Here is a 25,902-nt window from a genome sequence, read left to right as displayed (position 1 = left end):
ACCGGACATGCTCGAAAACGCTCTGCAATTGCGTGTGCGCTACGCCGACACCGACAAAATGGGCGTGGCGTACTATGCCAACTATCTCAAGTGGTTCGAAGCCGGCCGCACGGAAATGCTGCGCGGCACCGGCCTGCCCTATGCCGAAATCGAGCAGTTGGGCGTGGCGTTGCCCGTCACCGAAGCCTATTGCTCCTATCGCAGACCGGCATACTGCGACGATCTCTTGCGCATCGTCAGCCGCATGCGCGAGTTCCCGCGCGCCAGCTTGCGCATCGAGTATGAAATCTTCAACCAAAACGACGAACTGCTGGCCACCGGCTACACCACGCATGTTTTCATCAACACCGGCGGCAAACCGGTGCGGCCACCGCGGATTTTTTTGCAGACGCTGCGGGCCTTCTTCGAAAAGACGGCATGAGCCGGTGGGCAATTGATCGTACCGTCCCTCGCGACCTGGGCTAATTCACACGCCGCAAGCGTTGTGGCTGTGCGCCGGGCACGCGCTCAATCTCACCGATAGCTTCCAGATGCAATTTGACCGTGGTGGTGTACCACAGCAACGAGCCAATCGTTTGCAACTCCTCTGCGGCAAGCTGTTGTCGCACCAGCTCGGCAAGCTTGCGGAACTCGACGCCGGTTCTGTTTTTGGGAACGGCCCGGCGAATGGCCCGGCGCAGCGTTTCATACTTCCACCGATCGATGCGGGTGCCCTGCTTGCCCGGGGTGGGCGTCAAGCACAGAATTTTGCCGGCAGTTCTCTTCATGACAGATTCCTCAACAAAATTTGTCAACCGTGAGAAGCGAAACGCGGCGCGCGATTTGTTCTCGGCCGGGCGGCGGAGGCTGAAAAGCCGCGTCGCGATCTCGCACGAAACGGCCAGCAGCAGGCGCCACGCTGCTCAGGGCTGCCACACTTGATTGCTGCGGTCGAGGTCCGGAAAATCGTTGCGGGCGTCGATCTCCACGCGCCGCACCGCGGGCCGGCTCGCCACGCGCAGCGTATGCTGGCGGCCGCCCGCCAGCCAGACTGATTCCGGCAGCAGGCGTGCTTCGACGGTGCCGTCCGCGCGTGTGATCGTGACCGGCACCGGCATGGCCGCCAGCCCGCGATCTTCAATGACAATCTCGAGCGAATCGCCCGCCGATTGCACGGCTGCAATCGCCTGATCGAGCGTCCAGGTCTCGTAGAACCAAATGCGCCAGAACCAGGAGAGATCCCGGCCACTGACGTCAGTGCAGGTGTTGAAGAAATCATACGGCTGGGGATGCTTGTTCTGCCAGCGTTTTCCGTATTCGCGATAGGCGCGCAGGAAGGTTTCTTCGCCGAGCATGGCTTGCAGGGCAAACAACACTTGCGCGGTTTTGTTGTAGGGCAGGGCGTAATAGAGATCCGCTGCCGGAAACAAATCGCCGTGTCGCATCAACTCGACTTCGCGGCCGGCGCGCGCCGCGGAGAGGTAGGTTTCGCGCCCGACGATGGAACGGTCAAAACCAAAAAGCTGTTTCACGCCCACCGCACTGTTGAATTGCGTCAGGCCTTCGTCCTGCCAGGGGTGGCGGGTTTCATTGGAGCCGACGTGCATGGGAAACCACATGTGACCGATCTCATGCATCAAGTTGCCGGCCAGGCGCAGCGTGTCCTGATAACTTTGGATCACGGTCATCATGGGATATTCCATGCCGCCGCCGTCGAGAATGCCTTCGACGGCCGTCATCTGGGGATAAGGATAGGGCCACAAAAAGCGGGAGAGAAATTCCGTCGCCAGCCGGCTGTAGCGTGCGCTGTGAAGCCAGGCGCTCGCCTCGGGTTTTTCGCGGTAGAAGCAGTGAATCGCGATGGTGCGCTGTTGTCCGGCGGGTCCGGCCAGCGCGCGCGTGGCCTCCCAGCGAAAGCGCTCGCTCGCGGCCCAGGCAAAATCGCGCACGCCGCGCGCGCGAAAATGCCAGGTGTGGCCCTGCTGCTCGGTTTGGCGAAACGCGAAGGCGCGATTGCCGGGTGTGATGATGGCCACGACCTCGTCACTGTCGGCCGCCTGTTTGAGCCGTGCCAGCGTGGCGGCGGAGAAGATTTCCCGGAAATTCTCCAGCGTGCCGGTCGCGGCGACCAGCCAGCCATTCGGCACGGTGAGACGGACATCGTAGTCGGCATAGCCCATGTAGAATTCCGACTGCGAGAGATAGGGATCGGTGGCCCAGCCCGACACGTCGTCATATACCGCAAGCTGCGGATACCAGTAGCCGAGGAAAAACACCTCGCCATCCTGGCCCTGCCGGCCGTCGCCCGGCGCCGGCGGCGGCGAGTAGGACCACGAGATCGCAAGCGCGAGGCTGTCACGCGGCAGCATCTTCGCAGGCAGGCGCAGCCACAGCAACGTGCCCTCAACAGTGTATCCCGCTTCAAAATTATTCCGGTTTGAAGAAAAAAGTGGCGTGCCATTCACCGCCAGGTGATGAATCAGCATGCCGTCCGTGAGCGGAAGCTCGGTGTTGCGCACGGCCTCGGCGCGAAACACGTTTTGCCGCAGATGAACCGCGAGGAACCGCAGCGTATCGGGCGAATGGTTGTAGTAGCGAATCGTCGCGTCGCCACTCACCCTGTTGCTGGCGGGATCAAGCGTTGCGTGCAATTGATACTTGGCGTATTGCTGCCAATACTTCGGCCCGGGGCGGCCGGTGCGCGTACGCGTGCCGCGTTCCACGGCGCGGCGGAACTGCAACGTTTCGAAAACGGGATAGGGTTGGGGACGCGAAGGTTGATGGGTTTGTGCGAAGACCGGGAGATGCAGCAGGAGGATTGCCAAGCAGGCCAGGCGTTTCATGAACAGGATTCTCCGCATTCAGGGAAGGGGAGGGCCTCCACGAACAAGTCCGGCTGGAGAAATTCCGCGGAGGCACGAATCAGAAAGAACCAGGGCAAGATCTTTATCAGCCTACTGCCGGGCCGGGAAAACTGCCGGCGCCGGTTTGGGTGCAAGCTGCAAGCCGTTTTTGTGCCCGCCCTCCCGGTGGTACCGGCAGTGCATCAGGCCGGCATTCAATCAAGCAGCTTTTTGATCCAACTCTTGCGCCGGCCTTTGATCAGCCAAAGCGCGAGCCCCACGCCCGCCATGACGCCGAGGGTAATGCCCAAGCCCAGCAAGATGTTCTTTTGTCGATTGGCCTGGATTTTCTCTTCCGGGGTAAAGCGCTCGAAAAACTCCTCACTGCCGTCGGAGAGGGGTTGCTTCGCCATTGCGGCCTCCTTGGTTGGTGCCTGGGCGGGCGGCGCAGGCCGCGCCAGCACCGGTTTGCGATCAGTCATTACCGCCTCATCAAAGTAGTTTTCCGTATAGGTCATTTCTTCCTCCGTTTGCGCGGCTCCGTTTTCTGCGGGCGTTCCTTCCTGGAAGATCGCGACTTTTTTTCAACCAGAACGAAATCGAGCAGGCGTTCGCTGACATCCACCTTCACCACTTTCACGCGCACCGGATCTCCCAGCCGGTAAACGCGCCCGCTGTTCTGCCCTTTCAACCGATATGCCTTCTCCTCGAAGACATAGTAATCACCGTCGAGATCACTGATGTGCACCAGCCCCTCCACCATGAACTGCGGAATCTCCACGAAAAAGCCGAACGCGACCACGCCGGAGATCAGGCCGTCGAATTCCTCGCCGAGAAAGGCCGACATGAACTCGGCCTGCTTCATTTTCACCGAAGCGCGCTCGGCCTCCAGCGCCACCAGCTCGCGTTCCGAGGCTTTTTGCGCGGCGTGATCGAGTTTACGCTCGAACCATTCGTGCAGTTCCGCGCGGTAGCCGCGGGCATATTCCTTCAACGTGCGATGGGCGATCAAGTCCGGATAGCGGCGGATCGGCGAAGTGAAATGGGAATAATGCTGGAAAGCCAGGCCGAAGTGGCCCTTGTTGGTGACCGAGTACTTCGCCTTCATGAGCGACCGCAGCATTATATTTTCAATAATGTCGGACTCGGGCGTGTTCGCCACCTGCTTGAGAAATTCACTGAGCAGCTTGCTGGTCACTTGCTGCTGATGATCGAACTTGAAGCCGAGCGCCTTGACGAACAGCGCGAAATCCTTCATCTTGAGCGGATCGGGTGCCTCGTGGATGCGGTAGATAAACGGCGGCTTCTGCTTGTACTGCTTGCGCAGGGTGAGATCGATGTGCTGCGCCACGGTTTGATTGGCGAGCAGCATGAATTCCTCGATCAGGCGGTTGGAATCCTGGCGGAGCTTGCGCCGGATTTCAATCGGATGGCCCTGCTCATCGAGAATGACTTTCACTTCCGGCGTGTCGAAATCGAGGCTGCCGTTGCGCAGGCGGCGCCGGGTGAGCGTGTGCGCCAACCGGTTCATGCGCCGCAGGGTCTCGTCGATTTCCGGCGACACCGACTCTTTGCCGTCGATAATACGCTGCGCCTGCTCATAATTCAAGCGCTTTTTGCTGTGGATAATTGTTTCAACAATCTGATAATTCACCACTCGGCCGCGCGGGGTGACTTCCATCAGGCAGGAGAAGGTCAGGCGGTCGCTATCCGGCTTCAGGCTGCAGAGATCGTTGCTCAAGCGCTCGGGCAGCATCGGCACGACGCGATCGACGAGATAAACCGAAGTGCCGCGGTCCAGGGCTTCACGATCGAGCACCGACTTCTCCGCCACGAAATGGCTGACGTCGGCAATGTGCACGCCCAGCTCGAAATTGCCGCTGTTCAATTCCCGCAGGCTCACGGCGTCGTCGAAGTCCTTGGCATCTTCGGGATCGATCGTAAAGGTCAAGAGCTCGCGCAAATCCAGCCGCCGCGCCAGCAGCTCGGGTGTGAGCGCCATCGTCAAGCCGGCGGCCTCCTGCTCGACCTCCACGGGAAACGAGGCTGGCAGATCAAAGGCATACGCCACCGACAACACATCCACGCCCGGCTCCCCGGGAAAGCCGAGCACTTTCACCACGCGGCCTTCGGGGTTCTGCAGCTCATCCTCCCACGATTCGATGGTGACCGCGACTTTTTGCCCGGGCTTGGCGGCATTGAGATTCTCTTCCGGAATGTACACATCGCGCAGGAGCTTGATGTCATCCGGTTTGACATAGTAATAATGCTTGCCGCGCTGCAGCGTGCCGACGATGTTGTTGTGGCTGCGCTGCAGAATCTCCACCACCCGGCCCTCCGGCCTTCTGCCCGAAGGCCGAGCAAACAACTCGACTTTGACCAGGTCGCCGTTCAGCGCGGTGCGCATGTTCTTCTGGGAGATGAACACATCATCCTTGCCCTCGCCAACCAGCAGGAAGCCATAGCCCTGAGTTTTCACGTGCAATTTGCCGGAGAGCGTCGAGGTCGGCCGCACATGCGCAAAATGGTTGTGGCGCAACTTGGCCAGCAAACCCTGTTGTGCCAGCGACCGCAGCAGGCCACGATATTCCGAATACCTTGCCGGCGGAACATGCAGCAGGCGGGCCAGTTCCTTGGCCTTGAATTGGCGGGCGGGTTGTTGCGCCAGCACTTCCAGTGTGCGCTCGATCAGATCTTTCATCTTGTTGAACTCATTTCATTGTCCCCCCCGGTTAGGCAACGCCTGGGGCTGCATGACTGGCAGGAGAGGTTGGCCCTCACTTCGTGCGAGTGAGAGGATTTTGAGAATTGCGCGGGCGCTTGCATGCCCTGCCGCGTCCGCGGGCCACTGCTCTTTTTCGTGTGCCGGAGGTTGCAGATCAATTCGCCAGGACTTTCAATATCTCATCACACAATTGTTCGGCGGCTTCCGGTGTCTGCGCCTCCGACATCACGCGCAAGATCGGCTCGGTGTTCGAGGCGCGCACCTGCACCCAGGAGCGGTCGCGCAAGATCTTGATCCCGTCGAGACGGTCGATTTGCTCATGGCCATAGACTTCTTCGAGGCGCTGCAGCACGCCGGCCGCCTTCTGCTTGTCCGGCAATTCGAGCTTCTTGCGGCACATGGTGTATTGTGGCAGCGTGCGATTCAGCTCGCTGAGCGGCATGCCGGCGTCGGTGAGATGCTGCAGCAACAGCGCAACACCCACCATCGCGTCGCGGCCGAGATGCACCTCCGGCAAAATCACGCCGCCGTTGCCTTCGCCGCCGATCACCGCCGCAACTTCGCGCATGCGCTTGGCAACGTTGATCTCGCCCACTTTGGTTCGTTCAATCTCGCAGCCGTACTTCGCCGCCAGATCATCCAGCACGCGCGAGGTGGAAACATTGGCCACCACTTTACCGCGCTTGCGGCGCAGGATGAAATCCACCACCAGCGCCAGGGTGTATTCCTCGCCCAGCGGCGCGCCTTTTTCCGAAACCAGTGCCAGCCGATCAGCATCGGGATCCACCGCCAAACCCAGATCGGCATGATGCGCCACCACCGCACGGCCGAGCTGCGCCAGGTTTTCCGGCATGGGCTCGGGATTGCGCGGGAAACGGCCGTGCGGTTCGAGATTGAGGTACACCGCCTCACAGCCGAGCTGCTCGAGCAGTTGCGGCAGGATGACGCCACCCGCGCCGTTCACGCAATCCGCCACGACTTTGAAACGGCGCCGGCGAATTTGCTCGACATTGACCTCCGGCAAACTGAGCACGGCCTGCAAATGATCCGCGACGGCATTGCTGTAGCTCGTCAGGCGGCCGAGCTGATCCCAGGTTTTGCGCGCAAAGGCCGCGCTGGCGCGCAGCGCATTGACTTTCGCGCCCTCCACGTCATCGAGAAACAGGCCGTCGTGCGCGAGCAGCTTGAGGCCATTCCACATCACCGGGTTGTGGCTGGCGGTGAGAATGATGCCGCCCGCGCTGTGTTGCTTTTCCGTGGCCAGTTGCGTGGTGGGCGTCGGCGCAATGCCGAGGTCAACCACTTCGCAGCCGGTGGCGAGCAGACTGGCGGTGACGAGTCCGTGCAGCATCGGCCCGGAGACGCGGGAATCGCGGCCGACAACGACGCGGCCCGCATTGCAGTAGGTGCCGAATGCTTGTGCAAAAGAAATGACGATTTCAGGGGTCAATCCTTCACCGATTACCCCGCGTACGCCGGAGATGCTGATCATGAGTTGAGACACGGGAGCTCCTTTGCTTGCAACCGACATGTATTCGTTCTGTTCTTCAGCCCCAGTTGGTTCAATGCCCTCACGTCGTTTCAAACTGCCTGCGCCGCCGCTTGTCAGGCGTGGAGCGCTTGCTCAATTCCAGAATCTCGATTCCAACCAATTGACCTTGCGCGTCACAATCCATGATGACGCCGGGAGAGGCTTCTTCCGACTCGACAATCTCCACTTCCACCGACTCGAAGTAAAGAGCGTCGTCTTCTTTGTCAATGCGGACTTTCAAGTATCAGCTTTGCTGTTTTGACGCCCGCCGCCGCTTGCGGAGAGGAATTGCATTCATCTTCAACACCAGGCGCAGGCCTGGTTGACGTCGTTGTCGCTCGAGAAAAACCGGGCAATATCCGGCTCCAAAAGAACCAGATTGGTGCCTCGGCGATGACGCTCGACATATTTTTCCTGCTTCGCAGCACACAGGAGTTGCTGCAAATCATCGCACTGCGAACGCAGGTCATCTTCCAAAGCGGCTCTCGATTTCCTTTTCATGGGCTTTTCTTTCCGTTGGCTTCAAGCGGCGGGCACTGATGTTGCGAATGCCATCACGCCGCTCAGTAGGTGCGACCATCAACAAACGATGGCGCGCAGAAGTCCCAATGATAATGAAACGAGCTTCAGTGTCAGAGTGGTCCGGATCAGGAAATGTCAGGCTCACTGGATCTCGCAATACGGTTGCCGCCTCTGGAAAGGAGACTTTGTGTTGGCGAAGATTCCGTGCGGCTTTGCCAGAATCCCATTCGAATTGCAGCTTGGCAGGCTCCTGATCAACCCAGTTGAAAATCCTCCTCTGAGAATTTCACCGCCGGATATTCCCGCAGTTTCTTCTTGAAAATGTCGGCAATCTCAGCCAGGCGTTCTTGCGTCCGGGCTTCGAAGCGAATGACCAGCACCGGCTGGGTGTTCGAGGCGCGCACCAGGCCCCAGCCGTCGCCGAACAGCACGCGCGCGCCGTCGATGTCGATGACGGAATGGCTCTTCTTGAAATGCGCCACCAGGTCGGCGACGATGTTGAACTTGTCTTCATCAGTGGCGTCGATGCGAATCTCGGGCGTGGAGACGAACGCCGGCACCTCATCGTGCAGCTCCGCCATGGTGCGGCCGTCGCGCGTGAGAATCTGCATCAGGCGGCCACTGCCAAAGATGGCGTCGTCGAAGCCAAAATAGCCGTCGCCGAAGAAGATATGGCCGCTCATCTCACCGGCCAGCGGCGAATGTACTTCTTTCATCTTGGCTTTCAGCAGCGAGTGGCCGGTTTTCCACATCAACGGCTTGCCGCCGGCTTTTGCGATCATTTCCGGCAGCGCCTGGCTGCACTTCACGTCGAACACGATGGTCGCGCCGGGATAGCGGGTGAGCGTGTCGCGCGCGAACAGGGCGAGCAGCTTGTCGGCAAAAATCGGCCGGCCGAGATTGTCGACAATGCCCATGCGATCGGCATCGCCGTCATAGCCGATGCCCAGATCGGCTTTTTCGGCGAGGACTTTTTCACGCAGATCCTTGATGTATTTCATGACTGTGGGATCGGGCAGATGATTCGGGAAATTGCCGTCCGGCTCGCAATAGAGCCGCACGACTTCGCAGCCCATCTCTTCCCAAAAATCCGGCGCGAACAAGGCGCCGCAACCGTTGCCTGGATCCACCACGATCTTGAGTTTCTTGTGAATGCGGACGCGCTGCCTGATGGCGGCGAGGTATTCCGGCGTGATGTCGACGCTCTCGAGCTTGCCTTGGCCCGAGGCGAACTTGTTTGAGCGGATGATCTGATAGAGCTGTTGAATGTCCTGGCCATACACCGCGCCGACGCTGACGTGACCGTCCTCCGCGTGCACGCCTTTGGACATTTTGAAGCCGTTGTACTCGCGGGGATTGTGACTGCCGGTGATCATGACGCCGCCCTCGGCCTGAAAATGAATGATGCCGAAGTACTGCGTGGGCGTGGGCACGACGCCGATATCGATGAGGTCGACGCCGCAGCCCAACATCGCGGGCACCAGGGCATCGCGCAACCGGTCGGAAGACAAACGCAAATCGCGGCCGACCACCAGCCGCTTCCGCCCCTGCGCCAGCATCCAGGTGGCAAAGGCTTTGCCGATGAGTGTCACGTTTTCATCGATGAGATCTGTTTCTGCAATGCCGCGAATATCGTATTCGCGAAAAATCGTGCTGCTGATCACCGTGAACCTCCATTCTGTGCTTGCGCGATCAAGTGACGGGGCCTCCCGGCATAATCCGTGAGTATCTCCGGCTTCGCGAAGCTGCTCGCTCTGAAGAGTTTTTCAATTTGCGCATGGCGTTGGCTCGCCATCTCACAGGCCACCCAGCCGCCGGCTTTGAGGTGGGATTGACAAAAAGCCACAATACAGCGATAAAACTCCAATGCCTCCTCCACGAACAACGCCGCCGCCGGTTCATGCTCCCGAATTTCCGGCTGCAACTCCTCACGCTCCTGCCAGAGAACGTAGGGAGGATTGGAAACGACAAAATCAAACTGTTCGGCGGACGCAAACGCGCGGTCCGCACACATGTCCGCCAGACGAAATGCAACGCGTTCCGCCACCTGATGGCGTTGCGCATTGGTTTTCGCCGTCGCCAGCGCGGCCGCAGAAGAATCCACGGCAACCAGCCGCGCCTGCGGCAGATGCTTCGCCAAAGTGATGGCAATGCAGCCTGATCCGGTGCCAAGATCGATCAAGCGCGCGCCGGGCTGCTGCCGTGCGAGTGCGATGACTTTTTCCACCAGCAGCTCAGTCTCGGGCCGGGGAATCAGAACCGCGGGATTGACTTCGAATTCCATGCCGTAGAATTCGCTCACCCCCAGAATGTATTGCAGCGGTTCGCGCTGCAGCCGGCGGTGCACATACTCCAGAGCCGTCTGCTGCTGCGCCGCCGTAAGGCGCCGGTCGTGATCGCGGTAAAGATCGGAGCGTTTGAGTTTGAGCAGGCCTGCCAACAGCCATTCCGCTTCGGACTGTGGCGCGGGCAGCCCCTCGTGCTGGAACACCGCGGAGAGGTGACGAATGAGTTGGGGGAGGGGCAATTCAATCTGCAGGGAATTCCGAGGCGCACTCGCAGCCGCGTCGCGCCGGTCGCGGGTCCCGGCAGGTGTTCGCGCCGCCGCCGCCTCGGCTGTCTTGTTCGTGTTTGCGAACAACACCCGCACTCACACTTCTTGTTTGAGCTTTTCCGAACGCTCGGCGAGCGCGAGCTGTTCGATGAATTCATGCAGATTGCCGTCGAGCACCTCCTCGAGGCGGTAGACGGTCAAACCGATGCGGTGATCGGTGACGCGATTCTGCGGGAAATTGTACGTGCGAATCTTGTCGCTGCGGTCGCCGCTGCCCACCATTTGTTTCCGGGCGCTGTCGATCTTGGCCCGTTCTTCGTTTTGTTTGATTTCCAGGAGGCGCGAGCGCAGCACCCGCAGCGCCTTGGTCTTGTTCTTGAGCTGTGATTTTTCGTCCTGGCATTGTACCACCAGCCCGGTGGGAACGTGCGTGACGCGCACCGCCGAGTCGGTGGTATTCACGCTTTGCCCGCCCGGCCCGGAGGAGCGGAAGACATCGATGCGCAAATCATTCGGATTGATGTCGATGTCGACGTCCTCCGCTTCCGGCAGGACGGCCACGCTGGCGGCGGAAGTATGAATGCGCCCACTCTGCTCGGTGACGGGCACGCGCTGCACGCGATGCACCCCGCCTTCATATTTCAGCTTGCCGTAAGCGTCTTTGCCGTTAATCTGAAAAATGATCTCCTTGAAACCACCGACGCCCTGGGCATTGCTCGAGAGCACTTCGACCTGCCAGCCCTGGCGCTCGGCAAAACGGGTGTACATGCGATAAAGATCACCGGCAAACAGACCGGCCTCGTCGCCGCCGGTGCCGGCGCGGATTTCCATGAGGGCATTGCGGGCATCGGCCGGATCGCGCGGCACGAGCAGCAGCTTCAATTCCTCCTCGAGTGCCGGCAACTGGGCTTCCAACTCCTGCAAATCTGCCGCGGCCAGTTCCTGCAGCTCGCGATCGTCGCTTTCTTCCAGCAGCCGGCGGCTGTCGGCAATGCTGCGTTGCAGCGCCTTGTAGGCGTGATATTTCTGCACCACGGCTTCGAGTTCCATACGCTCCTTCGCCACTTCCCGCAAGCGCTTGGGATTGGCGACCACCTCGGCGCGGCTCAGCAGCTCATTCAACTCGGCGAAGCGGTTTTCCAATTTATCGAGTCGGGCCAGCATTGCTTCTCTTTCAGTCTTCCTTCTTCACCAGGTATCGCGGCCAGGATTATCGCGCCTGCGGCGTCTTCCCGCTAGGCCGGCTTGGCCACCAGCGCTTCGCCGCCGTCAACCACGACCTGCGGCATGGCCTCGACATTTCTGCCCAACGCGGCTTGCAGCGCGACGAGAGCGACTTCCAATTGGGCGGCATCCGGTTCGCGCGTGGTCAGGCGCTGCAGCCACAGTCCGGGCGCAATTAAAGCGCGCCAGAAAGGATGGCGATAGCCCGCGGCTGACAGGCGAATCAACTCGTAGGAAACGCCGCCGATCACAGGAATGAACAGCAGCCGCACCAGCCGCTCGGCCACGGTGTCGGGCCGGCCGAGCAGCATGAACACGAAAATGCTCACGATCATCACGATCAACAGAAAGCTGGTGCCGCAGCGTGGATGAAAGCGCGAGAAGCGCGCGGCATTGGCCGGAGTCAGCTCGGTGTTCGCTTCATGGTTGAAAATGCTCTTGTGCTCGGCGCCGTGATATTCGAACACCCGCTGGATTTCCTTGAGGCGCGAGATCAGGACGACATAGCCCAAAAAGAAAGCCATGCGAATGAGGCCGTCGATGAGGTTGAACCAGAAGCCGGAACGCGCACCGGTGAGATCGGTGAGCACCAGAGGCACATAGAAGAAAACCGCCAGCCCGAGGGCCAATGTCAAAGCCAGCGTCAGCCCCATCTTGATCTTTTGCGAGGCGGACTTGGGTTGACCCGGCGGCGAGCCTTTACCGTTGCGGGACGTCCGCGCATCCATCTCGGCAAGATCGCCGGAGTAGGTCAATGCCTGCATGCCGAGCACCAGCGCTTCGAGCAACACCACGGCGCCGCGAAAGATCGGCCAGGCGAGGATATTGTAGCGCGCCAGCAGCGAGCGATAGGGCCTTTTCCAAACGGTGATCGCGCCGTCAGCGCGGCGGCACGCGACGGTCACCATGTCCGGCGTGCGCATCATCACGCCCTCGATGACCGCCTGTCCCCCGACCATGAGTTGATTGTCTGCCATGGCGTCGTGCGTATCGTTCAATTTTGAAATTTGAGTGGTTGCGTCAGGCCTTGCCCGTGTTCGCCGCAGAATCGCGCCGCGCGGTTATGCCGCCACCACCGGCCGCCTTGCCACAAACAAAAAACGGAATACATGCCCGGTCACGCGCGTGCGAGGATGCATTCCGTTCGGTTCCAAAAAGGTTTGCTAAGCCTGTGCTGCCGCACCTTTCGATGTGCCCTGATACTTCTTCATGAATTTTTCGACGCGGCCGGCAGAGTCAATCAGCTTCTGTTTGCCGGTGAAGAAGGGATGGCATTGCGAGCAGATTTCAATGCGTTGCTCGCCAACGGTGCTGCGCACCCGAAAGGTATTGCCGCATGCGCAGGTGACCGTGCCCAACCGGTAATTGGGATGGATGTTTTCTTTCATTTTGATCTCCAAACCTAGCTTTTGTTTTCAGGGGCGCAATATACAACCGCATCGCCGCAAATGCAAGCGCATTCTCGGCCCTCCTGGCCTGACGGCAACACGCTGAAGATTCAAGACATGGCAGGCGGCTCGTCACTCCAACGAAGCACGTGCCAGGGCAATCGCAAACACCTGTTCGATCCCCGCTAATCGCAGGACAGCAGCACATCCATTCACCGTTGCGCCAGTGGTGATCACATCATCAACCACAAGAACGCTGCGCAATGTTGGCGGCAAAGGCGTGCCCAGTTTGAAAGCACCCGCCAGATTGCGGCTGCGCTGTTCAGCGCTTAGCCCGACTTGGCTGCTGGTGAAGCGGATGCGCCGCAACGCCGCAGGCAGGACGCGCAATCCCCAACTTTTGCCCAACGCCTGCGCGATCAACAGGCTCTGGTTGAAACCTCTCTCCCGCCGGCGGCGGGGATGCAAGGGCACGGGAACCAATGCCGTCTTTGCCATTTCTGCCGGCGAGGGGAGAAGCGTCAGCAGCGCGGTACGCAGCCGCACCGCGGCTAGCTGGCCCAAGCGGCCCGCGAGCGCCGGCCGGTCATGATACTTCATACTGGGAATCAGCGCGGTCATCTCATCGCGATAGAACCAGGCGGCGTAATCCCCTTGAATGCCGGCGTTCTCGTTCGTTTCGCCTTGCCAATGCCGGCCGGCCGGAATCACGGCTTGTTCGACCCGGTGCCAACACCGCCGGCAGCAGAACGGATTCTCGGCGCACACCTCGAGTTCGGCACAGATCACACAACTCGGCGGATAGACGAGATCAAGCAGGTTCCGCCACAGGTTTTGAATTACCCCAAGCACGCTTCCCCCTGGCCGCAGTCAGCGGCCGCCGCCAAGCGGAAAGGTGTAGGCAAACGCCAGTTGCGGCTCGAAGCGGCGCTGCACTTTGTATTTCTGCGCGGTCTGATCGTACTTGAAAGTCCAGGCGTAATCCATGTAGAGGATCAAAAACTGATTGAGCTTGTAACCGATGCCGATGCGCGCCGCCGAGTTTTCATCCATGCTGAACACATCGGAGAGTTTGTCGATGCGGGTGTCGTCATACATGCCGCGCGCCGCGATGTTGGGCACGGCCTCGGGGATCGTCGCCTCCAGATGCAGGCGGCCGCTGCGCGGCACGCCGTCCAGGCGTTCGAAGCTGCCGAGCAGCCGCAACGTGTTCAACACGTGGCCATAGAGCAGGCCGTAGGTGCCACGCAGATTTTTGCGTTGCGCTTTCAGCGAATCTTCCTTGGTGCGGCGCTCGAGTTCATAGATCGGGCCGAAATAGGCCGGCAGGAATTTGGGATCGATGAAGCGGCGCTCCAATTGCGCACCGACATCGACCAGGCCGGCCAGCCCGCCAAGATTCAGCTCCATGCCGAGCGCCTGTCCGGAACCGTAATCCACGATCTTGGCGACCTCGCCATACAGGGCGTAGCGTACCAGCGAAGTCTGAATGATGGGCAGCTCCGCGTCGAAACCAAATTCGGTGATGCCGTTGTCGGTGCCGCGATATTCATCCGGATCAATATCCGTGACATAAGTTGCGCCAATGGCGAAGTTGCGGAGAATGGGGGCGTTGGTGGCGAGCTGCAACGGCCGGTAGTAGATGCGGCCGCCAAAAATCTCGCCGCGGCCGAAGTTGTTGGTCATGGTCTCGAAGCCGCCGATGCCGAAATCATAGTCGAATTCCATGCCGACTTTGCGCTGGTCGATGATCAGCGAGTTGTTGTAGTAGTTCATGATGAAGCCGTGCCCCAGGCGGGCGGCATCCAGGCTGCCGATGCGCGCATAAACCGGATCGGGATTGCGCTTGCGGCTGTAGCGCACGTAGCGGAAGAGGCGCAAAACGTCATAAGCCTGATCCCAATCTTCATCGCGCAGATTGCCGGTGTCAACATCGAAGCGCAGGGGAATATCCAGCCCGATCCCCCATTTGCCGAATGCCAGATCCGGCCGCATGTTCATGGTGAAGTATGATTTCCCATCGATCACCGAAACGCCAACGCCGCCCGTCACCACGCCTTGATCCTGCAGCACATTCTCATACAACGAAGTCTGCGCCATGCCGTTGCGCGGCGCCAACACGCTCGCGGCCGACAACAGCACCAGGACGATCCACCAACGTTGCGATTGCATACTTGTCTCCTGTGTAGGAATTCGAATTGAAAACGTCGCGGCAAAATAACGAATGAGACCTGAACTTACAAGGCAAAACTCGGCGACAAGCTGCTGCCCGGCTGCCGCTGTGCCCGCCAAGAATCACCTCGTGCACCGCTCCTCCCAACGCGGATATTTCTCCTCCGCTGGGTGGTTGCAATCTGTTGGAGAAATTTCTTGTCTCCAAGGCAACGATTTCGTTTCAAAAACTAGTTGGCGAAAAAAAGATCCATCTGCCTGGTGAGCGTGGGCCAGCGCACGCCCTCCAGCTCGAGCAGCCGGCGTTTGATCGTGGTGCCGGCGGAAAAACCGCCGAGCTTGCCGCCGCTCGCCACCACGCGATGGCAGGGAATGAAGAGCGGGATCGGATTCGCGCCCAGGGCCTGGCCCACGGCACGCACGGCCTTGGGATTGCCCAAGCGCGCTGCCACGTCGCCATAGGTGAAAACATGGCCGTAAGGAATTTTGCTCACCAGTTTCAGCACCTGGCCGGTGAAACCGCCCGGCACAAACCGCCAGTCGATCGGGGTGGTGAAACTCGTCAAGCGGCGCTGGAAATAATCACGCAACTCGGTGACAATGGCGGCGGTGGCACTTTTGTCGCGCGTGATCCAGGCTTCGGGCTGCCGCGCCTTCAAGGATTCTTCAATCTCGAAGGGCGTGGCTTCAGAGAACGCCGCCAGGCACACGCCCGCCGCCGTGCTCGCGATCCACATCGGACCCGCCAGCGGATGATGCACGAGATCATAATAGATCTGCCGCTGCCGCATTTTTTGCTTGATGGCGGCGCGCAGCAGGGGCGCGCGCTGCCGGCCCCCCATCTCATTCACCAAAGTCTCCAGCCCTGCCAGCACTTCGTGATACAGCGCGAATTCGCGCCCGCAGTTGGCACACTCCGAAACGTGCTGGCGCAGGCGCTGCTCCTCCTCGGCGGTGAGATTGCCGAGGTACAGCGCCATGACCATGTCTTCAGTGATATGGCCGATGAGCTGCATAACACCTCCCGGGCATTGTGGAGGTTCACTGCACTGGAAACCGCGCCAGCATTGCAGCAGCAGCGTGACGCGCGCCGGCTCCACCAACTCACGGTTTGCCGGCCCGCCTGGCTCCGGTTTCCGACACCTGCACCCGCATCAGAATTTTCTCTTCCGGGTCGATGACCAGCCGCTCCGGCGCCGAGGCGGAAGGCAAAGCAACCGTCACCGCTTTTGCATCAACCCACAGTTCATGCCTGGCTTCCCGGCCGCCCGCAGGCAGAGCTATCTGCAGCGGCAAGCGAAAGGCAGCGCCGGCTTGCGTCTGCCTGATCTGCACCTCGACTTTCCCGGCAGCCGGATGCCACTGCCAATTCACCTGCAACTCGGGGTGGCCGGGCTGCCGCAGCCACTGCGCGAAAAACCATCCCAGATCTGTTCCGGCAACTTTCTCCATCACCGCCTGAAAATCCGCTGACACTGCCGTGCCGTTCCGGAATTGCGCATAAAAGCTGCGCAATCCCTGCCAGAAACATTCTTCTCCCACCAGACACCGCAGCATGTGCAGCACCCACGCCGCTTTGGCGTAGTTGTTCGGATTGAGCAGCCGCCGATAATCCGTGATGGTGGTATCGAGTATCGGCGCGGCGTGGCGCAGCGCCGACTGCAGATAGCCGGCACGCTCGTCTTGCAGCACGGCACGGTATCCCGCCGGACCTGCGACATGTTCATAGAACAAGGCCACGCCGTAGGTGGCAAACCCCTCGCTCAGCCAAAGGTGATGCCAATCTCCGGGGGTGACCGCATCGCCGAACCATTGATGGGCAATCTCGTGCGCGGCGGTGCGTTCCAAATTGCGTCCTTCACCGAAGCCGTCTTCCGCGAAGAAAATGGCGCCGGCGTTTTCCATGCCGCCATAGCGCGTGTTGGCTTGCACCAGAGCCAGCTTCTCGTAAGGAAAGGGCCCGAGCCGGCGCGTGAAGAATTCCACCATCGCCGCCGTCCGGCCGAGCGCGGCGCCGGCAACCGCCGCCTCTTCACGATAAGCATAGATTGCGAGCGGCACGCCGGCCGTGGTGGTCAGGTGCGACACCTGAAAATCCGCCGCGCCGAACACCATGCAATAGGTGGGAATTGGCGCGGTTTCTTGCCAATGCCAGGACTTCATGCCGGGCGCGGCAGCGCTGACCGCTACCAGCCGGCCGTTCGCCACCACCGTGTAATGTGCCGGCGCGGTGAGGTGAAACTCGACAGAGGCCTTGTCCGAAGGATGATCGACGCCGGGAAACCAGTAGCGGCTGTAATCCGGCCAGTTGTCGGCGAAGACGGTACGGCGGCCGAATTTGTTCTCCGCCATGACCAGGCCCTCCTGCGGCACGCCGTGATAGGCAATCACAACCGCCAGCGTGTCGCCGTTCTTGCGGCCCGGCGGCAGCGTCACGAGCAGGCCATCAGGATCCGGAGTAAATGCCAGCCTCCGGCGGCCGCTGGTCACTTGCGTGACGGTCATGCCTTTCAAATTCAAATGCAAGGTCGAGTCACCGGCATCGCGCACGATCACGGCGAGCGTGGCCTCGCCTTGAATGTGATTGTTTGCCTCGGCCAGTTCCAGGCGCAGGCGATAGTGCCAAACATCGAAGGCCGGCTGGCGCGGGTAACCATCTGTGGCCGGCAGCGCCGCCGCGAAGAAGGCGAGACTGAGAAGCGCTGCCGCCCGGCAGCACATGGACTCAGGGCTGGCCGGCATCTTTCTGAACCGCTGGTGCCGGCGGATTGACAAACTGGAATCCGGAATTGACGCGCAGAAAAGCCATGCCAACGCGTTTGCGATTCGCCTTGAGTTGCTGCACCATCGCGGCAAAAGACTCATCGACCACCTGCCGGTTGCGCGGCCGCGAGGAGGCGTGCCGGGCCACCAGCTCGCCGTTGTCTTTGCGGATGATGAAACCCATGTGGGCGGAAAAAATGCCCGGTGATCTTTGTATGATGCTGAACATGTCGCCCGTGCGCAGGCTGTCCTGAATCGCGAGCAGGTGTTGCTCGGGAATGTACTTGATCGTCATGGTTTCGGGCGGGGGAATCTCGACCAGCTCGCTGTCGGGCACGCCGAGAAAGCGCAGCAGTTTGCGCCGATCGATGGTCTTGGTCATCTCACGGCAGTGCTTGCCGCCCACGACAGCGGTGACGTCGTGCAGCAGCCAGGCGTTGTTCGGAACCCAATCGGCATGGGTGAAATGATTGCGGCGGCGCAAATCGATCTCGCCGTCGCGATAGCGAATGCGCTGCAGCGTGTGAAACATTTCTTCGTAACTCGTCGAGCTGGCCATGGCCAGCACTTGCTCGGTGAAGGTCACGCAATCCGCGCGGGTGAAATCAATCAGCGGATCGCGATCATACTTGGCCTCGGGTCCTTCGCCCAGGCAAAAAAGCGCATAAGGCGTGCCTTTGGCCCGCTCCGAGAATAACGCCAGGCGCCGCGTCAGCGCGGGCTCGCGCGCCACCACCTGCCGAATCAGAGTATCGATTTCGACATGCGACATCGCAAACAGCGCCTTGGGCGCGAGCGGCACCTCGTCCGGTGCGGCGGTGCGGCCGTTGGCCACCGGCTGGGCGCCGGCTGACACCACCAACAAGACACTGCTCAACATCACGGTCAATCGTCGGAACAAAGTCGTCTCCTTGCGTTGGCTTGTTCATAAAGGCGATTGGCTTGGCTTGCAGACCGGGGCCGGCACTCAGCGCGGCATCAAGTAGAGCGGAATCCCCCGCAGGCGGGGGCTTGCGCCCTCCCAATCAAGCTGGCTCAAAAAACGGCGGGTCAGGCGTTCATACCACGGCTTGCGCATCCGCCCCACTTCCACCAAGTGCGGCTTCATGGTGAGGTTGGCCAGGCCCTTGATGGCTTCGACGGCGGCCTCGAAGCTGCCCAGCTCATCCACCAGGCCGTGGTGCAGCGCCTGGCGGCCGGTCATCACGCGGCCGTCCGCGAATTCCCGCACTTTCTCCGGCGCCAGCTTGCGGCCGCGCGCGACGGTTTCGACAAACTGCTCATGGCTGTCGTTGATCAGCTCCTGCAGCATGTTGCGCTCTGCCGCGGTGATGCCGCGAAAATACGTCAACGTGTCTTTGAACGTTCCGGACTTCACCACTTCCATCTCGACGCCCACCTTGCCGAGAAGCTGGCTGAGATTACGCGATTGGATGATGACGCCGATCGAACCGGTGATGGTGCCGGCATTGGCGATCACGCGCTCGGCAGCCATCGCCACATAGATACCGCCCGAGGCCGCAACTTCGCCGAGCGAGGCGACCACCGGCACTTTGGTTTCGTCGTGGAAGCGCAGCAGCGCTTCATAAATTTCCTGCGTTGCGCCCACGGTGCCGCCGGGCGAGTTGATGCGCACCAGCAGGCCGCGTGCACGAAAATGCCGGGCCTCTGCCAGCGCCAGATTCACGCGGCGCGGCAGCGGATCATCGCCCTCTTCACTCATCACGCCATTCAGGTGCAGCACGGCCAGGCGCGGCCGCTTTTGCCGGCGCAAACGTATCTTCATGCTCACAATTTCCTGAAATCAATCATTCTCATCCACCGGCGACCTCAGTCCGGCCGGGATTTTCGCACGGCATCAACCGGCCTAATTTGGCCGACAAGCTAAACAAACCCGTTCTAAAAAACAAGTGTGCGAATGCCGCGGAGGCAGGCGCGCAACCGCGAAAGGAAAAAGCAATGTCAGGACAGGCGGAAGGCCCACCGGGAGATCGCGTATTCATGCGCAATCTCCCGGCGGTGTCAGCAGGCAGGCAACGCCGGCTGGCAGGGTTGGGATTTCGGCGCCGGCTTTGCTTCACAGCGATGGTATCGCCGTCGGATCAAAGAGCCACTTTCGTCCCCCGCCCTCCACGGCGTTGAGGAACTTGATCAGGCCGCGCATGCCGGTTTGCTGATCTTCCCCCTGCACATGTGGCTGCCGTTTTCGCAGAGCAGGTAGCTGCCGTTTTGCAATTGTTGGGACAGCGATTTCGTGCAGGAGGAGAAACGCGAAGCGGTTTGCGATCGTCTGCCTGCTCATGCCTGCTCCGTCTCGATGAAATGCTGCACGAAATTTCAAGCAAACTGGAATCCGAAGCTCTGCGGGCAGCACTGCATTCAACCAATCTCAGACAACAGGAAGTCACAAAGTCATCACCGGAACCACAGAGGTACTGAGAAAGTCGAGAAAGGCTTCTTTGATCCTGTAACTCTGCGCTCTCCGCGTCTCCGCGGTTCACCTGGTTGCTTTGTGCGCAAGAATCTTTCAGAATTCGACTCAGAGTTTGAAACGCCAAACGCTTCTTTTCGTCAGCCCTGCCCGGTAGGCGCAGCCGGGCAGGGCTGCCTCTGCTCAGAGCCTCACTGCTTCTTTTCTTCCTGCCCCGGCGCCGGCAGCATGCCGAGCTGCATCATCATCGTGTAGTCGTCATTCAAGCCCCAATGCTCGACCGCCTTGCCGTTGACAAAGCGCACGATATCGACGCTCTTGACTTCGATCTTTTTGCCGGTCGCAGCCAGGCCCATGAACTCGCCCTGGTGCGTGCCGCGCATGGTCGTGTACGCCCACACCTTGTCACCCTTGGCGATGATGTCCTCGACCGTCACCTGCAGATCCGGGAAGGCGGTGCGAAACATGCCCATCATTTGCTTCAGGCCCGCCTTGTTTGCCGGCATTTTGGGGTCGGGGGCATAGTGCTCGACAAAATTGTCCGCGACCAGCTCGTCGATGACTTTCATGTTGCCTTTGCCCATCACCTCCTCATAGAAGCGTTTGATGGCTGCAGTGTTCGCCTCTTCTGCGCTTTGCGCGGCAACCTCTGCCGTCCGGACGCCAAGCGCGAGCAGAATCACAACCAGCGATGAAAGGACGCGGTTGGAAGACATTTGAAACCTCCTGTGAAATGGAATGGAGCACCGCCAGCCTGCCCTGGCGGTCGTTCTGTGCTGCCGCGGCAGGACGGTTTGTCAAAATTCATTACCGGCACTAAGACCCGGCGGAGCAAGACAGCAAAGAGCAAAGTCACCCCTGAAGAACCTGCTGACAAAACGGCCACAGCCTTGCCGTTTGCAGCTAGCCGGCGCTCTGCGTGCCGATCGTCCTTGCGGCACGGCACCGAGAAAGCCAGCTTCTGGAATTCAACAGGAGAATACGAATCAGGGATCAAATCGGATTGCCGGCGGAGAAGGCAACCCGGCCAGGGGGAGAGTCAAATCGGTGCGAATCCGAATATCAAATGTGTGACAGGCACATGCCAGTTTCCCGCCCGCAGCGGCAAAATTCCGTCACGGACAGAATACGATTCACTGCCGCGGGCATTTGCTGCCGCGGGCGGCAAGGCGGGAAGACTTCGTTTCAACTGCAAGAGACAGCGCACCTCACATCCCGGGAGTGGACCCCGTGTTGGCGGCAAGCAGGCGCTGCAGTTCCTCGAAATGCTGCTTGGCTTTGTCGAATTGCTGCAGCCGGCGATAGCCGCGAATCAGCAATTTGTGCAAATTGATTACTTCCTCGGCATCGAGTTGGTGCGCGAGCGCATAAGCCTTCTCGGCATGACTCACCGCCTGGCGGGGGTCCGCCTCGGCCAGCGTGGCCAGCGCGAAGTAGCTCTTGCCGCGGCCCGACCAGTCGAAGGAGGAAGCCTGCAAATAGTAGGTGTAAGCGAGCTTGCGATCGACCTCGATCTTTTCATTGCCCAGGCTCAGGCACATGGTACCGTAGTTGTAGAAGTAGAGCCGGCTGAGCGAATCCGGCGGCGCGCCCTGGGCATCGGTGGCAATGCTGGTGACGATGTTGAGCAGGCGCTCGGCCGCTTCTTCCTTATGATCCAGATTGGCGAACTCGATGAGCGCCAGCCGCCAGCCGATTTCATTGCGCGCGGCCGGCGTGCGCAGCTTGGGCAGCAGCTCGGCAAAGGTTTTTGCCGCCGCCGAAAACTCACCGCGGCCGGCGTGTGCCAAAGCACTGTCGCGCAGCACCGTCGCCGTGATGTTGCCGTCATCCCAATCCATCCACTCGAGATAATTCTCAACGAGGCGGCGTTGCGCCGGCGTGGTTGCCAATGGCAAGGCACGGCGCAAGGCAGTGTAAGTTTTCTCTTCATTCACCAGCCGGATCGCGCTCAGCGATTGATAAAGCACCGAGTTGAACAGGACGTTCGAATCAACCGCGGCGGCCGCCGGCTGCGTGGGATCGGCGATGCGGCTGTCCTGCACCGCCGCAGAGGCCAGCAGCCGCTGCTCGCACGCCTCGAAATTCTCCAGGGATTTTTGCCACGCCTGCACGGCGAAATAGTCCTGCGCCAGATTGAAGTAATGCGAATACTCACCGGGCTCGAGACGCACGAGTGTTTCCCAGATGTTGATCGCGCGGCCATAATCCTCACGATCCTTGAAGCGGTCGCCCAACAGCCGGTAAACCGCTGCCAGCCAGGTGCGCGCCTGCGTGGCAAACGGGTTGAGCTGCAGCGCCTGCACGAACGCTGCTTCCGCCGCCTGCAGATGGGCGATCGCCTGCTGCCGCACGGCCTCCTGCTGCGTCTGCAAATACTGCTGAATGAGCGGCACGCCTCTCTGCAGTTTTTGGCCGCCTTCGAGTGTCGCCCTCGCCGCCGCGAGCGAATCCTCCGGCGTCACGCGCGGCGGATGGTCGGCTGCGCGCTGCAGGATCGCCCAGACCGAATCGGCTTGGGTGAACGCAAGCTGGGCGGTGGTGATGAGCTTTTCCGCCTCCTGAGCTTGCGGCCAGGGCACGAACAACTGGCGCGCGAGCGAATCCGCATGCGCAGCGGTCAGCGGCGTCACGCCCGGCGGAACGCGAATGGCGCTGAGCTTGCGGCCGCCGGTTTGCGGCAGGGCTGCCGTGGAGAGCAATGTCAGCGCAACCACGGCGGCAAAAAATCCCGGCGGCCATCGGCGGCAGGCCGGCAGACTCATGTTCGTCTTCATTCTCCCCCCCGATTCACGTACACCGTGTCGGTCACCGATTGCTCGATGTAAATGACGTCATAAACCGGTTTGTCGACATAGATGGTGTCGGTGCGCGTGTAGAACACCAGATCGTGCGCAAACTGCTTCCAGTCTTTCGGCTCTTTTTCCATCTCTTTGGGATCGCGAAAGCCCCACACTTTCAAGGCTGCGGTTCCGGCAACGTCGTCGAGATCAAAATACAGCCGCAGCCGTTGGCCCTGGTAAGTGCTTTGGACCAACCGTACCAAACTGGCATACATCGCGGAGGCGGTGAGGTAGTTCGAGTGCGCCTCGATTTGCTTGGTCTTCGGGTTGCGCTGCCCGACAATGTCGATGGCGCCGGCGCGCTTCCAGCTTTGCATGACCGCCAGCGCAGTGTCGGACTGGCTGAGGTTGATCAGCCGCTTGGAGGGATAGATCTGCATGACGTCGGTTTCATTGAAGCCGTCGCCGCGAATGTCGATCACCTCGAGACTGTCGATTTTTTCATCGATGAAATACTGATCTGCGAAGAATCGGATGTCCGCCGGATCGCGGATCACCGCGGCATCGACGGTTTTGAGATTGACGATCACCTGCTCGACCTGCGCCCGGCCGGCGGCCGGCCAAACCGCAACCAGTGCGGCGCAGAACAAGTGAACCAAGCCCGCAAACATTTTTCGTTTCATGGTCGTCCCTGCACCATAATGAGATGACTTTGAACCCCGGCTTGACGAATTGCGGCTGCAAGATAACTGCCACGCCGCTAAATTTCAACTGCATTATTTGACTTTTGCTTTTCCGGCCGATCCGGCCACCCCGTGACTGCAGCCGTGCTTCGACCTCGTGCGCAGAGTGGCGCGCACGGTCTGCGAACAAAGCAGCCATCGGCTGGGCACAACGTTTTCACCAATCCCTGAATGTCGCGATTGCTCTCGATCTTCTTTTTGATCCCCAGCCGGACGGCTCTTGCTGGACGGCGTTTTCACCCACTTCTGCGTTAAGTTCGTCAAGTCCCAGCTTTTCCAGGTGGGATGTTCGCCCTGCTGAAACAGAACCGTGCTTTCAAACTGGCCGTTGGCATCAACGGTGATGGGGTTGTTGCCCGGGCCGATCTTCGCGCGAGATCAAGCAGACCCAGTCGCGCTAAGATGCATTGATCACATAATCGTGGCTTTGGTGGAAATACTCACTCCACAAAAATTGAATCTCATCAGCCCGCACTTCTTTGCTGAACCTGATTTCTTACCCGCCATCAAAGCACTGCGGCGTCATATATTTTAGTATTCTGATCAGTTCAGATCTCGCGAATTGCCGGCGAATGGATTGGCAGGCAAAGGCCTTATTTGTCAATTTTCAGATTTGGAAATCATAATTCTTTTCTCTTTTATATTCCAAAATAGCTTCTGCTTGTTATCGATATACCAATTCTTCCAATTGGTAACATCTTCTTGCTCTACTTCAATTCTTCCAATATCAGTTCCATCTGCCTTGGATGGGATACCGGTCAAAGATTCCAAAAAATCGATTGTCGCTTGCAGTTTTTCTAAAGGATATTTCTTACCTCGATATTGACCAGTCAGCACTGAGTCAAGAAGCGCAAAATGTTGTTGAAATACTGTTTCAACCTTTGCCATATGTGTTGAAGTGTTCTTTGTATCTTTGCTTCTTAATGAATTCTTTTGCACCTCGATGCATGAGAGTGAAAAAAAAGCGGCAAAATCGCGATATAAAGAAGACGACTGTGGCTATACTTCGAAGCAAGGCGGAAATTATTCATTGCTCAACCTTCGTAATATTGTTTCTGACCAAAATGTACTTCACCGTTCTCGTCATGGAAGCTTTTGTATAATCAATGAATATGCTTCCGCTTAGGATGCCAGGTCCATCTAGTTTGAGATCAGCTCGCTCGGCGCCTCTTGTGGTTGCATTAACCGCATTCTCCGATTGAATTGCAAGAGAATGATGTGTATCAAAGTCACTAATTCCCGTCAGTTGTTTTGCCGCTTGTTCTCGAACCTCATGCGCTAGCTTTCCCGCCGCAGTAGCAAATGGGCCATTGCCAAATTTAGAAACATCGGCCATGTCTATTTGACTGAGGGAGTATGATCCTACTATGACTTGTTCAGAGCTACTGACAAGGCCAATATTAACAACACCGACATCATGACTTGCTGCACTCATCAGCGCATCATAAAACCCTTGTTGCTGAGATGTTAATGTGCCATCTTGGCCTGTTGCTGTAATCGTTGCCAAGCCATTTTCATTAACTGATACTGTGAAAAACCCTCCTAATGCTTTATTAGCAGTCTCGACGAACGCATTCATATTTTCCTGAGAGCCGGAAAGAATGAGGCTGTCTCCATTTATATCGATAAATTTGAGAGGGTTGTTTCCTGCATAGTGATATGGGGTCAGTGAAGGATATTTGTCAGCGAAACGATCCCTCGCGAAAAATCGCCCGATCTCCGCATCATAATACCTCGCCCCGAAGTAATTCCAATTCACCCCAAACTCATCATCCCATTCTTTGCCCGTAAACTTGTTCTTGGCTACTGCCTGGCTGTCACTCCACGTTCGCTTCTTGGTGCGGCCTGCCAATAAGTACCCCCACGGATCGTAATCATCATAAGCCACCACCGGCGCGCCGGCACTGTCCAGCACTGTGGCGCGAATCGAGCCGAGGTGATCTTTCAGAAAATACACCGTCTTGGGCTGGTTCGACCAGATGATCATCAACTGGGGTTGCTTGGTTTCGTGCTCCGAAGAGTAAAAGCGCAGATCATAGGCATTTACATCCTCGTTTGTAGCCCACAATATCACGCCGTTATTGCTCGATGGCGTTTTCACCCACTTCTGCGTTAAGTTCGTCAAGTCCCAGCTTTTCCAGGTGGGATACTCGCCCTGCTGAAATAAGAGCGTGCTTTCAAACTGGCCGTTGGCATCAACGGTGATGGGGTTGTTGCCCGGGCCGATCTTCGCGCGCGGCGCCA

26 protein-coding genes are annotated in these 25,902 nt (G+C 59.2%); 2 read left to right on the top strand and 24 right to left on the bottom strand.

Going from position 1 to position 25,902, the window contains the following annotated elements; translation table 11 throughout:
* The first annotated feature begins 7 nt into the window (after nucleotides 1-7).
* The gene (locus tag L6R21_19995; protein ID MCK6561484.1) at nucleotides 8-421 is read left to right on the top strand and encodes an acyl-CoA thioesterase; all 414 of its coding nucleotides are present in this window, start codon (nucleotides 8-10) and stop codon (nucleotides 419-421) included.
* 40 nt (nucleotides 422-461) lie between these two features.
* Here L6R21_19995 and L6R21_19990 read toward each other — a convergent pair whose 3' ends face one another.
* The 6 genes from L6R21_19990 to L6R21_19965 all read right to left on the bottom strand — a co-directional run bounded on the left by L6R21_19990 (nucleotide 462) and on the right by L6R21_19965 (nucleotide 7,319).
* Nucleotides 462-767: a hypothetical protein gene (locus tag L6R21_19990; protein ID MCK6561483.1), complete on the bottom strand. Its 306-nt coding sequence runs from the start codon at nucleotides 765-767 to the stop codon at nucleotides 462-464.
* A gap of 135 nt (nucleotides 768-902) precedes the next feature.
* Complete coding sequence (locus L6R21_19985; protein ID MCK6561482.1) at nucleotides 903-2,822, bottom strand: M1 family metallopeptidase; 1,920 nt, start codon at nucleotides 2,820-2,822, stop codon at nucleotides 903-905.
* A gap of 215 nt (nucleotides 2,823-3,037) precedes the next feature.
* Nucleotides 3,038-3,340 carry a hypothetical protein gene (locus L6R21_19980; GenBank protein ID MCK6561481.1) on the bottom strand — a complete coding sequence of 101 codons (303 nt, stop codon included), beginning with the start codon at nucleotides 3,338-3,340 and terminating at the stop codon, nucleotides 3,038-3,040.
* Nucleotides 3,337-5,523: a ribonuclease R gene (gene rnr / locus L6R21_19975; GenBank protein MCK6561480.1), complete on the bottom strand. Its 2,187-nt coding sequence runs from the start codon at nucleotides 5,521-5,523 to the stop codon at nucleotides 3,337-3,339. Before rnr ends, L6R21_19980 begins: the two co-directional genes overlap by 4 nt.
* 178 nt (nucleotides 5,524-5,701) lie before the next feature.
* Nucleotides 5,702-7,051 carry a phosphoglucosamine mutase gene (glmM, locus tag L6R21_19970; protein ID MCK6561479.1) on the bottom strand — a complete coding sequence of 450 codons (1,350 nt, stop codon included), beginning with the start codon at nucleotides 7,049-7,051 and terminating at the stop codon, nucleotides 5,702-5,704.
* A gap of 67 nt (nucleotides 7,052-7,118) precedes the next feature.
* Complete coding sequence (locus L6R21_19965) at nucleotides 7,119-7,319, bottom strand: DUF2283 domain-containing protein (GenBank protein MCK6561478.1); 201 nt, start codon at nucleotides 7,317-7,319, stop codon at nucleotides 7,119-7,121.
* Between the two features lie 47 nt (nucleotides 7,320-7,366).
* On the opposite strand from L6R21_19965, the gene L6R21_19960 reads away from it, so the two are divergent.
* Nucleotides 7,367-7,618: a hypothetical protein gene (locus L6R21_19960; protein ID MCK6561477.1), complete on the top strand. Its 252-nt coding sequence runs from the start codon at nucleotides 7,367-7,369 to the stop codon at nucleotides 7,616-7,618.
* Here the strand turns inward: L6R21_19960 and L6R21_19955 are convergent.
* From L6R21_19955 to L6R21_19870, 18 genes are all read right to left on the bottom strand, one after another.
* A complete protein-coding gene (locus L6R21_19955) occupies nucleotides 7,545-7,838 on the bottom strand; it encodes a BrnT family toxin (protein ID MCK6561476.1) in 294 nt (97 codons plus the stop codon). The genes L6R21_19960 and L6R21_19955 overlap by 74 nt on opposite strands.
* 16 nt (nucleotides 7,839-7,854) lie before the next feature.
* Nucleotides 7,855-9,261 (bottom strand): phosphomannomutase/phosphoglucomutase, encoded by a 1,407-nt coding sequence (locus L6R21_19950; protein MCK6561475.1) that lies wholly within the window; start codon nucleotides 9,259-9,261, stop codon nucleotides 7,855-7,857.
* Nucleotides 9,261-10,127 carry a peptide chain release factor N(5)-glutamine methyltransferase gene (gene prmC / locus L6R21_19945; protein ID MCK6561474.1) on the bottom strand — a complete coding sequence of 289 codons (867 nt, stop codon included), beginning with the start codon at nucleotides 10,125-10,127 and terminating at the stop codon, nucleotides 9,261-9,263. The genes L6R21_19950 and prmC overlap by 1 nt, the downstream gene beginning before the upstream one ends.
* A gap of 123 nt (nucleotides 10,128-10,250) precedes the next feature.
* Nucleotides 10,251-11,318: a peptide chain release factor 1 gene (gene prfA, locus L6R21_19940; GenBank protein ID MCK6561473.1), complete on the bottom strand. Its 1,068-nt coding sequence runs from the start codon at nucleotides 11,316-11,318 to the stop codon at nucleotides 10,251-10,253.
* Between the two features lie 71 nt (nucleotides 11,319-11,389).
* Nucleotides 11,390-12,355, bottom strand: a complete 966-nt coding sequence (locus tag L6R21_19935; protein ID MCK6561472.1) for a DUF1385 domain-containing protein — start codon at nucleotides 12,353-12,355, stop codon at nucleotides 11,390-11,392.
* A 186-nt stretch (nucleotides 12,356-12,541) separates the two neighbouring features.
* Nucleotides 12,542-12,766 carry a 50S ribosomal protein L31 gene (gene rpmE / locus L6R21_19930; protein MCK6561471.1) on the bottom strand — a complete coding sequence of 75 codons (225 nt, stop codon included), beginning with the start codon at nucleotides 12,764-12,766 and terminating at the stop codon, nucleotides 12,542-12,544.
* Nucleotides 12,767-12,898: 132 nt separating this feature from the next.
* Nucleotides 12,899-13,618 carry a ComF family protein gene (locus L6R21_19925; GenBank protein ID MCK6561470.1) on the bottom strand — a complete coding sequence of 240 codons (720 nt, stop codon included), beginning with the start codon at nucleotides 13,616-13,618 and terminating at the stop codon, nucleotides 12,899-12,901.
* An 18-nt stretch (nucleotides 13,619-13,636) separates the two neighbouring features.
* Nucleotides 13,637-14,938, bottom strand: coding sequence for a hypothetical protein (locus L6R21_19920; GenBank protein MCK6561469.1), 1,302 nt, complete (start codon nucleotides 14,936-14,938; stop codon nucleotides 13,637-13,639).
* A 230-nt stretch (nucleotides 14,939-15,168) separates the two neighbouring features.
* The gene (locus L6R21_19915; GenBank protein MCK6561468.1) at nucleotides 15,169-15,954 is read right to left on the bottom strand and encodes a methylated-DNA--[protein]-cysteine S-methyltransferase; all 786 of its coding nucleotides are present in this window, start codon (nucleotides 15,952-15,954) and stop codon (nucleotides 15,169-15,171) included.
* A gap of 88 nt (nucleotides 15,955-16,042) precedes the next feature.
* Nucleotides 16,043-17,680 carry a M1 family metallopeptidase gene (locus L6R21_19910; GenBank protein MCK6561467.1) on the bottom strand — a complete coding sequence of 546 codons (1,638 nt, stop codon included), beginning with the start codon at nucleotides 17,678-17,680 and terminating at the stop codon, nucleotides 16,043-16,045.
* On the bottom strand, nucleotides 17,664-18,602 hold the full coding sequence (locus tag L6R21_19905) for a DUF1460 domain-containing protein (GenBank protein ID MCK6561466.1): 939 nt from the start codon (nucleotides 18,600-18,602) through the stop codon (nucleotides 17,664-17,666). Before L6R21_19905 ends, L6R21_19910 begins: the two co-directional genes overlap by 17 nt.
* Nucleotides 18,603-18,668: 66 nt before the next feature.
* On the bottom strand, nucleotides 18,669-19,487 hold the full coding sequence (gene sppA, locus L6R21_19900; GenBank protein ID MCK6561465.1) for a signal peptide peptidase SppA: 819 nt from the start codon (nucleotides 19,485-19,487) through the stop codon (nucleotides 18,669-18,671).
* A gap of 291 nt (nucleotides 19,488-19,778) precedes the next feature.
* A complete protein-coding gene (locus L6R21_19895; protein MCK6561464.1) occupies nucleotides 19,779-20,003 on the bottom strand; it encodes a hypothetical protein in 225 nt (74 codons plus the stop codon).
* Nucleotides 20,004-20,323: 320 nt separating this feature from the next.
* Complete coding sequence (locus tag L6R21_19890) at nucleotides 20,324-20,848, bottom strand: ester cyclase (GenBank protein ID MCK6561463.1); 525 nt, start codon at nucleotides 20,846-20,848, stop codon at nucleotides 20,324-20,326.
* A gap of 492 nt (nucleotides 20,849-21,340) precedes the next feature.
* Nucleotides 21,341-22,909, bottom strand: coding sequence for a hypothetical protein (locus L6R21_19885; GenBank protein MCK6561462.1), 1,569 nt, complete (start codon nucleotides 22,907-22,909; stop codon nucleotides 21,341-21,343).
* Complete coding sequence (locus tag L6R21_19880; protein MCK6561461.1) at nucleotides 22,906-23,598, bottom strand: hypothetical protein; 693 nt, start codon at nucleotides 23,596-23,598, stop codon at nucleotides 22,906-22,908. The genes L6R21_19885 and L6R21_19880 overlap by 4 nt, the downstream gene beginning before the upstream one ends.
* 660 nt (nucleotides 23,599-24,258) lie before the next feature.
* Nucleotides 24,259-24,546 carry a hypothetical protein gene (locus L6R21_19875; GenBank protein ID MCK6561460.1) on the bottom strand — a complete coding sequence of 96 codons (288 nt, stop codon included), beginning with the start codon at nucleotides 24,544-24,546 and terminating at the stop codon, nucleotides 24,259-24,261.
* Nucleotides 24,547-24,685: 139 nt separating this feature from the next.
* Nucleotides 24,686-25,902: DNRLRE domain-containing protein (locus L6R21_19870; GenBank protein ID MCK6561459.1), on the bottom strand; the 1,217-nt coding region annotated here is incomplete at its 5' end.

The sequence above is a fragment of the bacterium genome (assembly GCA_023150945.1).
Lineage (GTDB): Bacteria > Zhuqueibacterota > Zhuqueibacteria > Zhuqueibacterales > Zhuqueibacteraceae > Coneutiohabitans.
The sequence above is the reverse complement of the archived record's forward strand: the minus strand, read 5'-3'. Positions and strand labels throughout refer to the sequence as shown.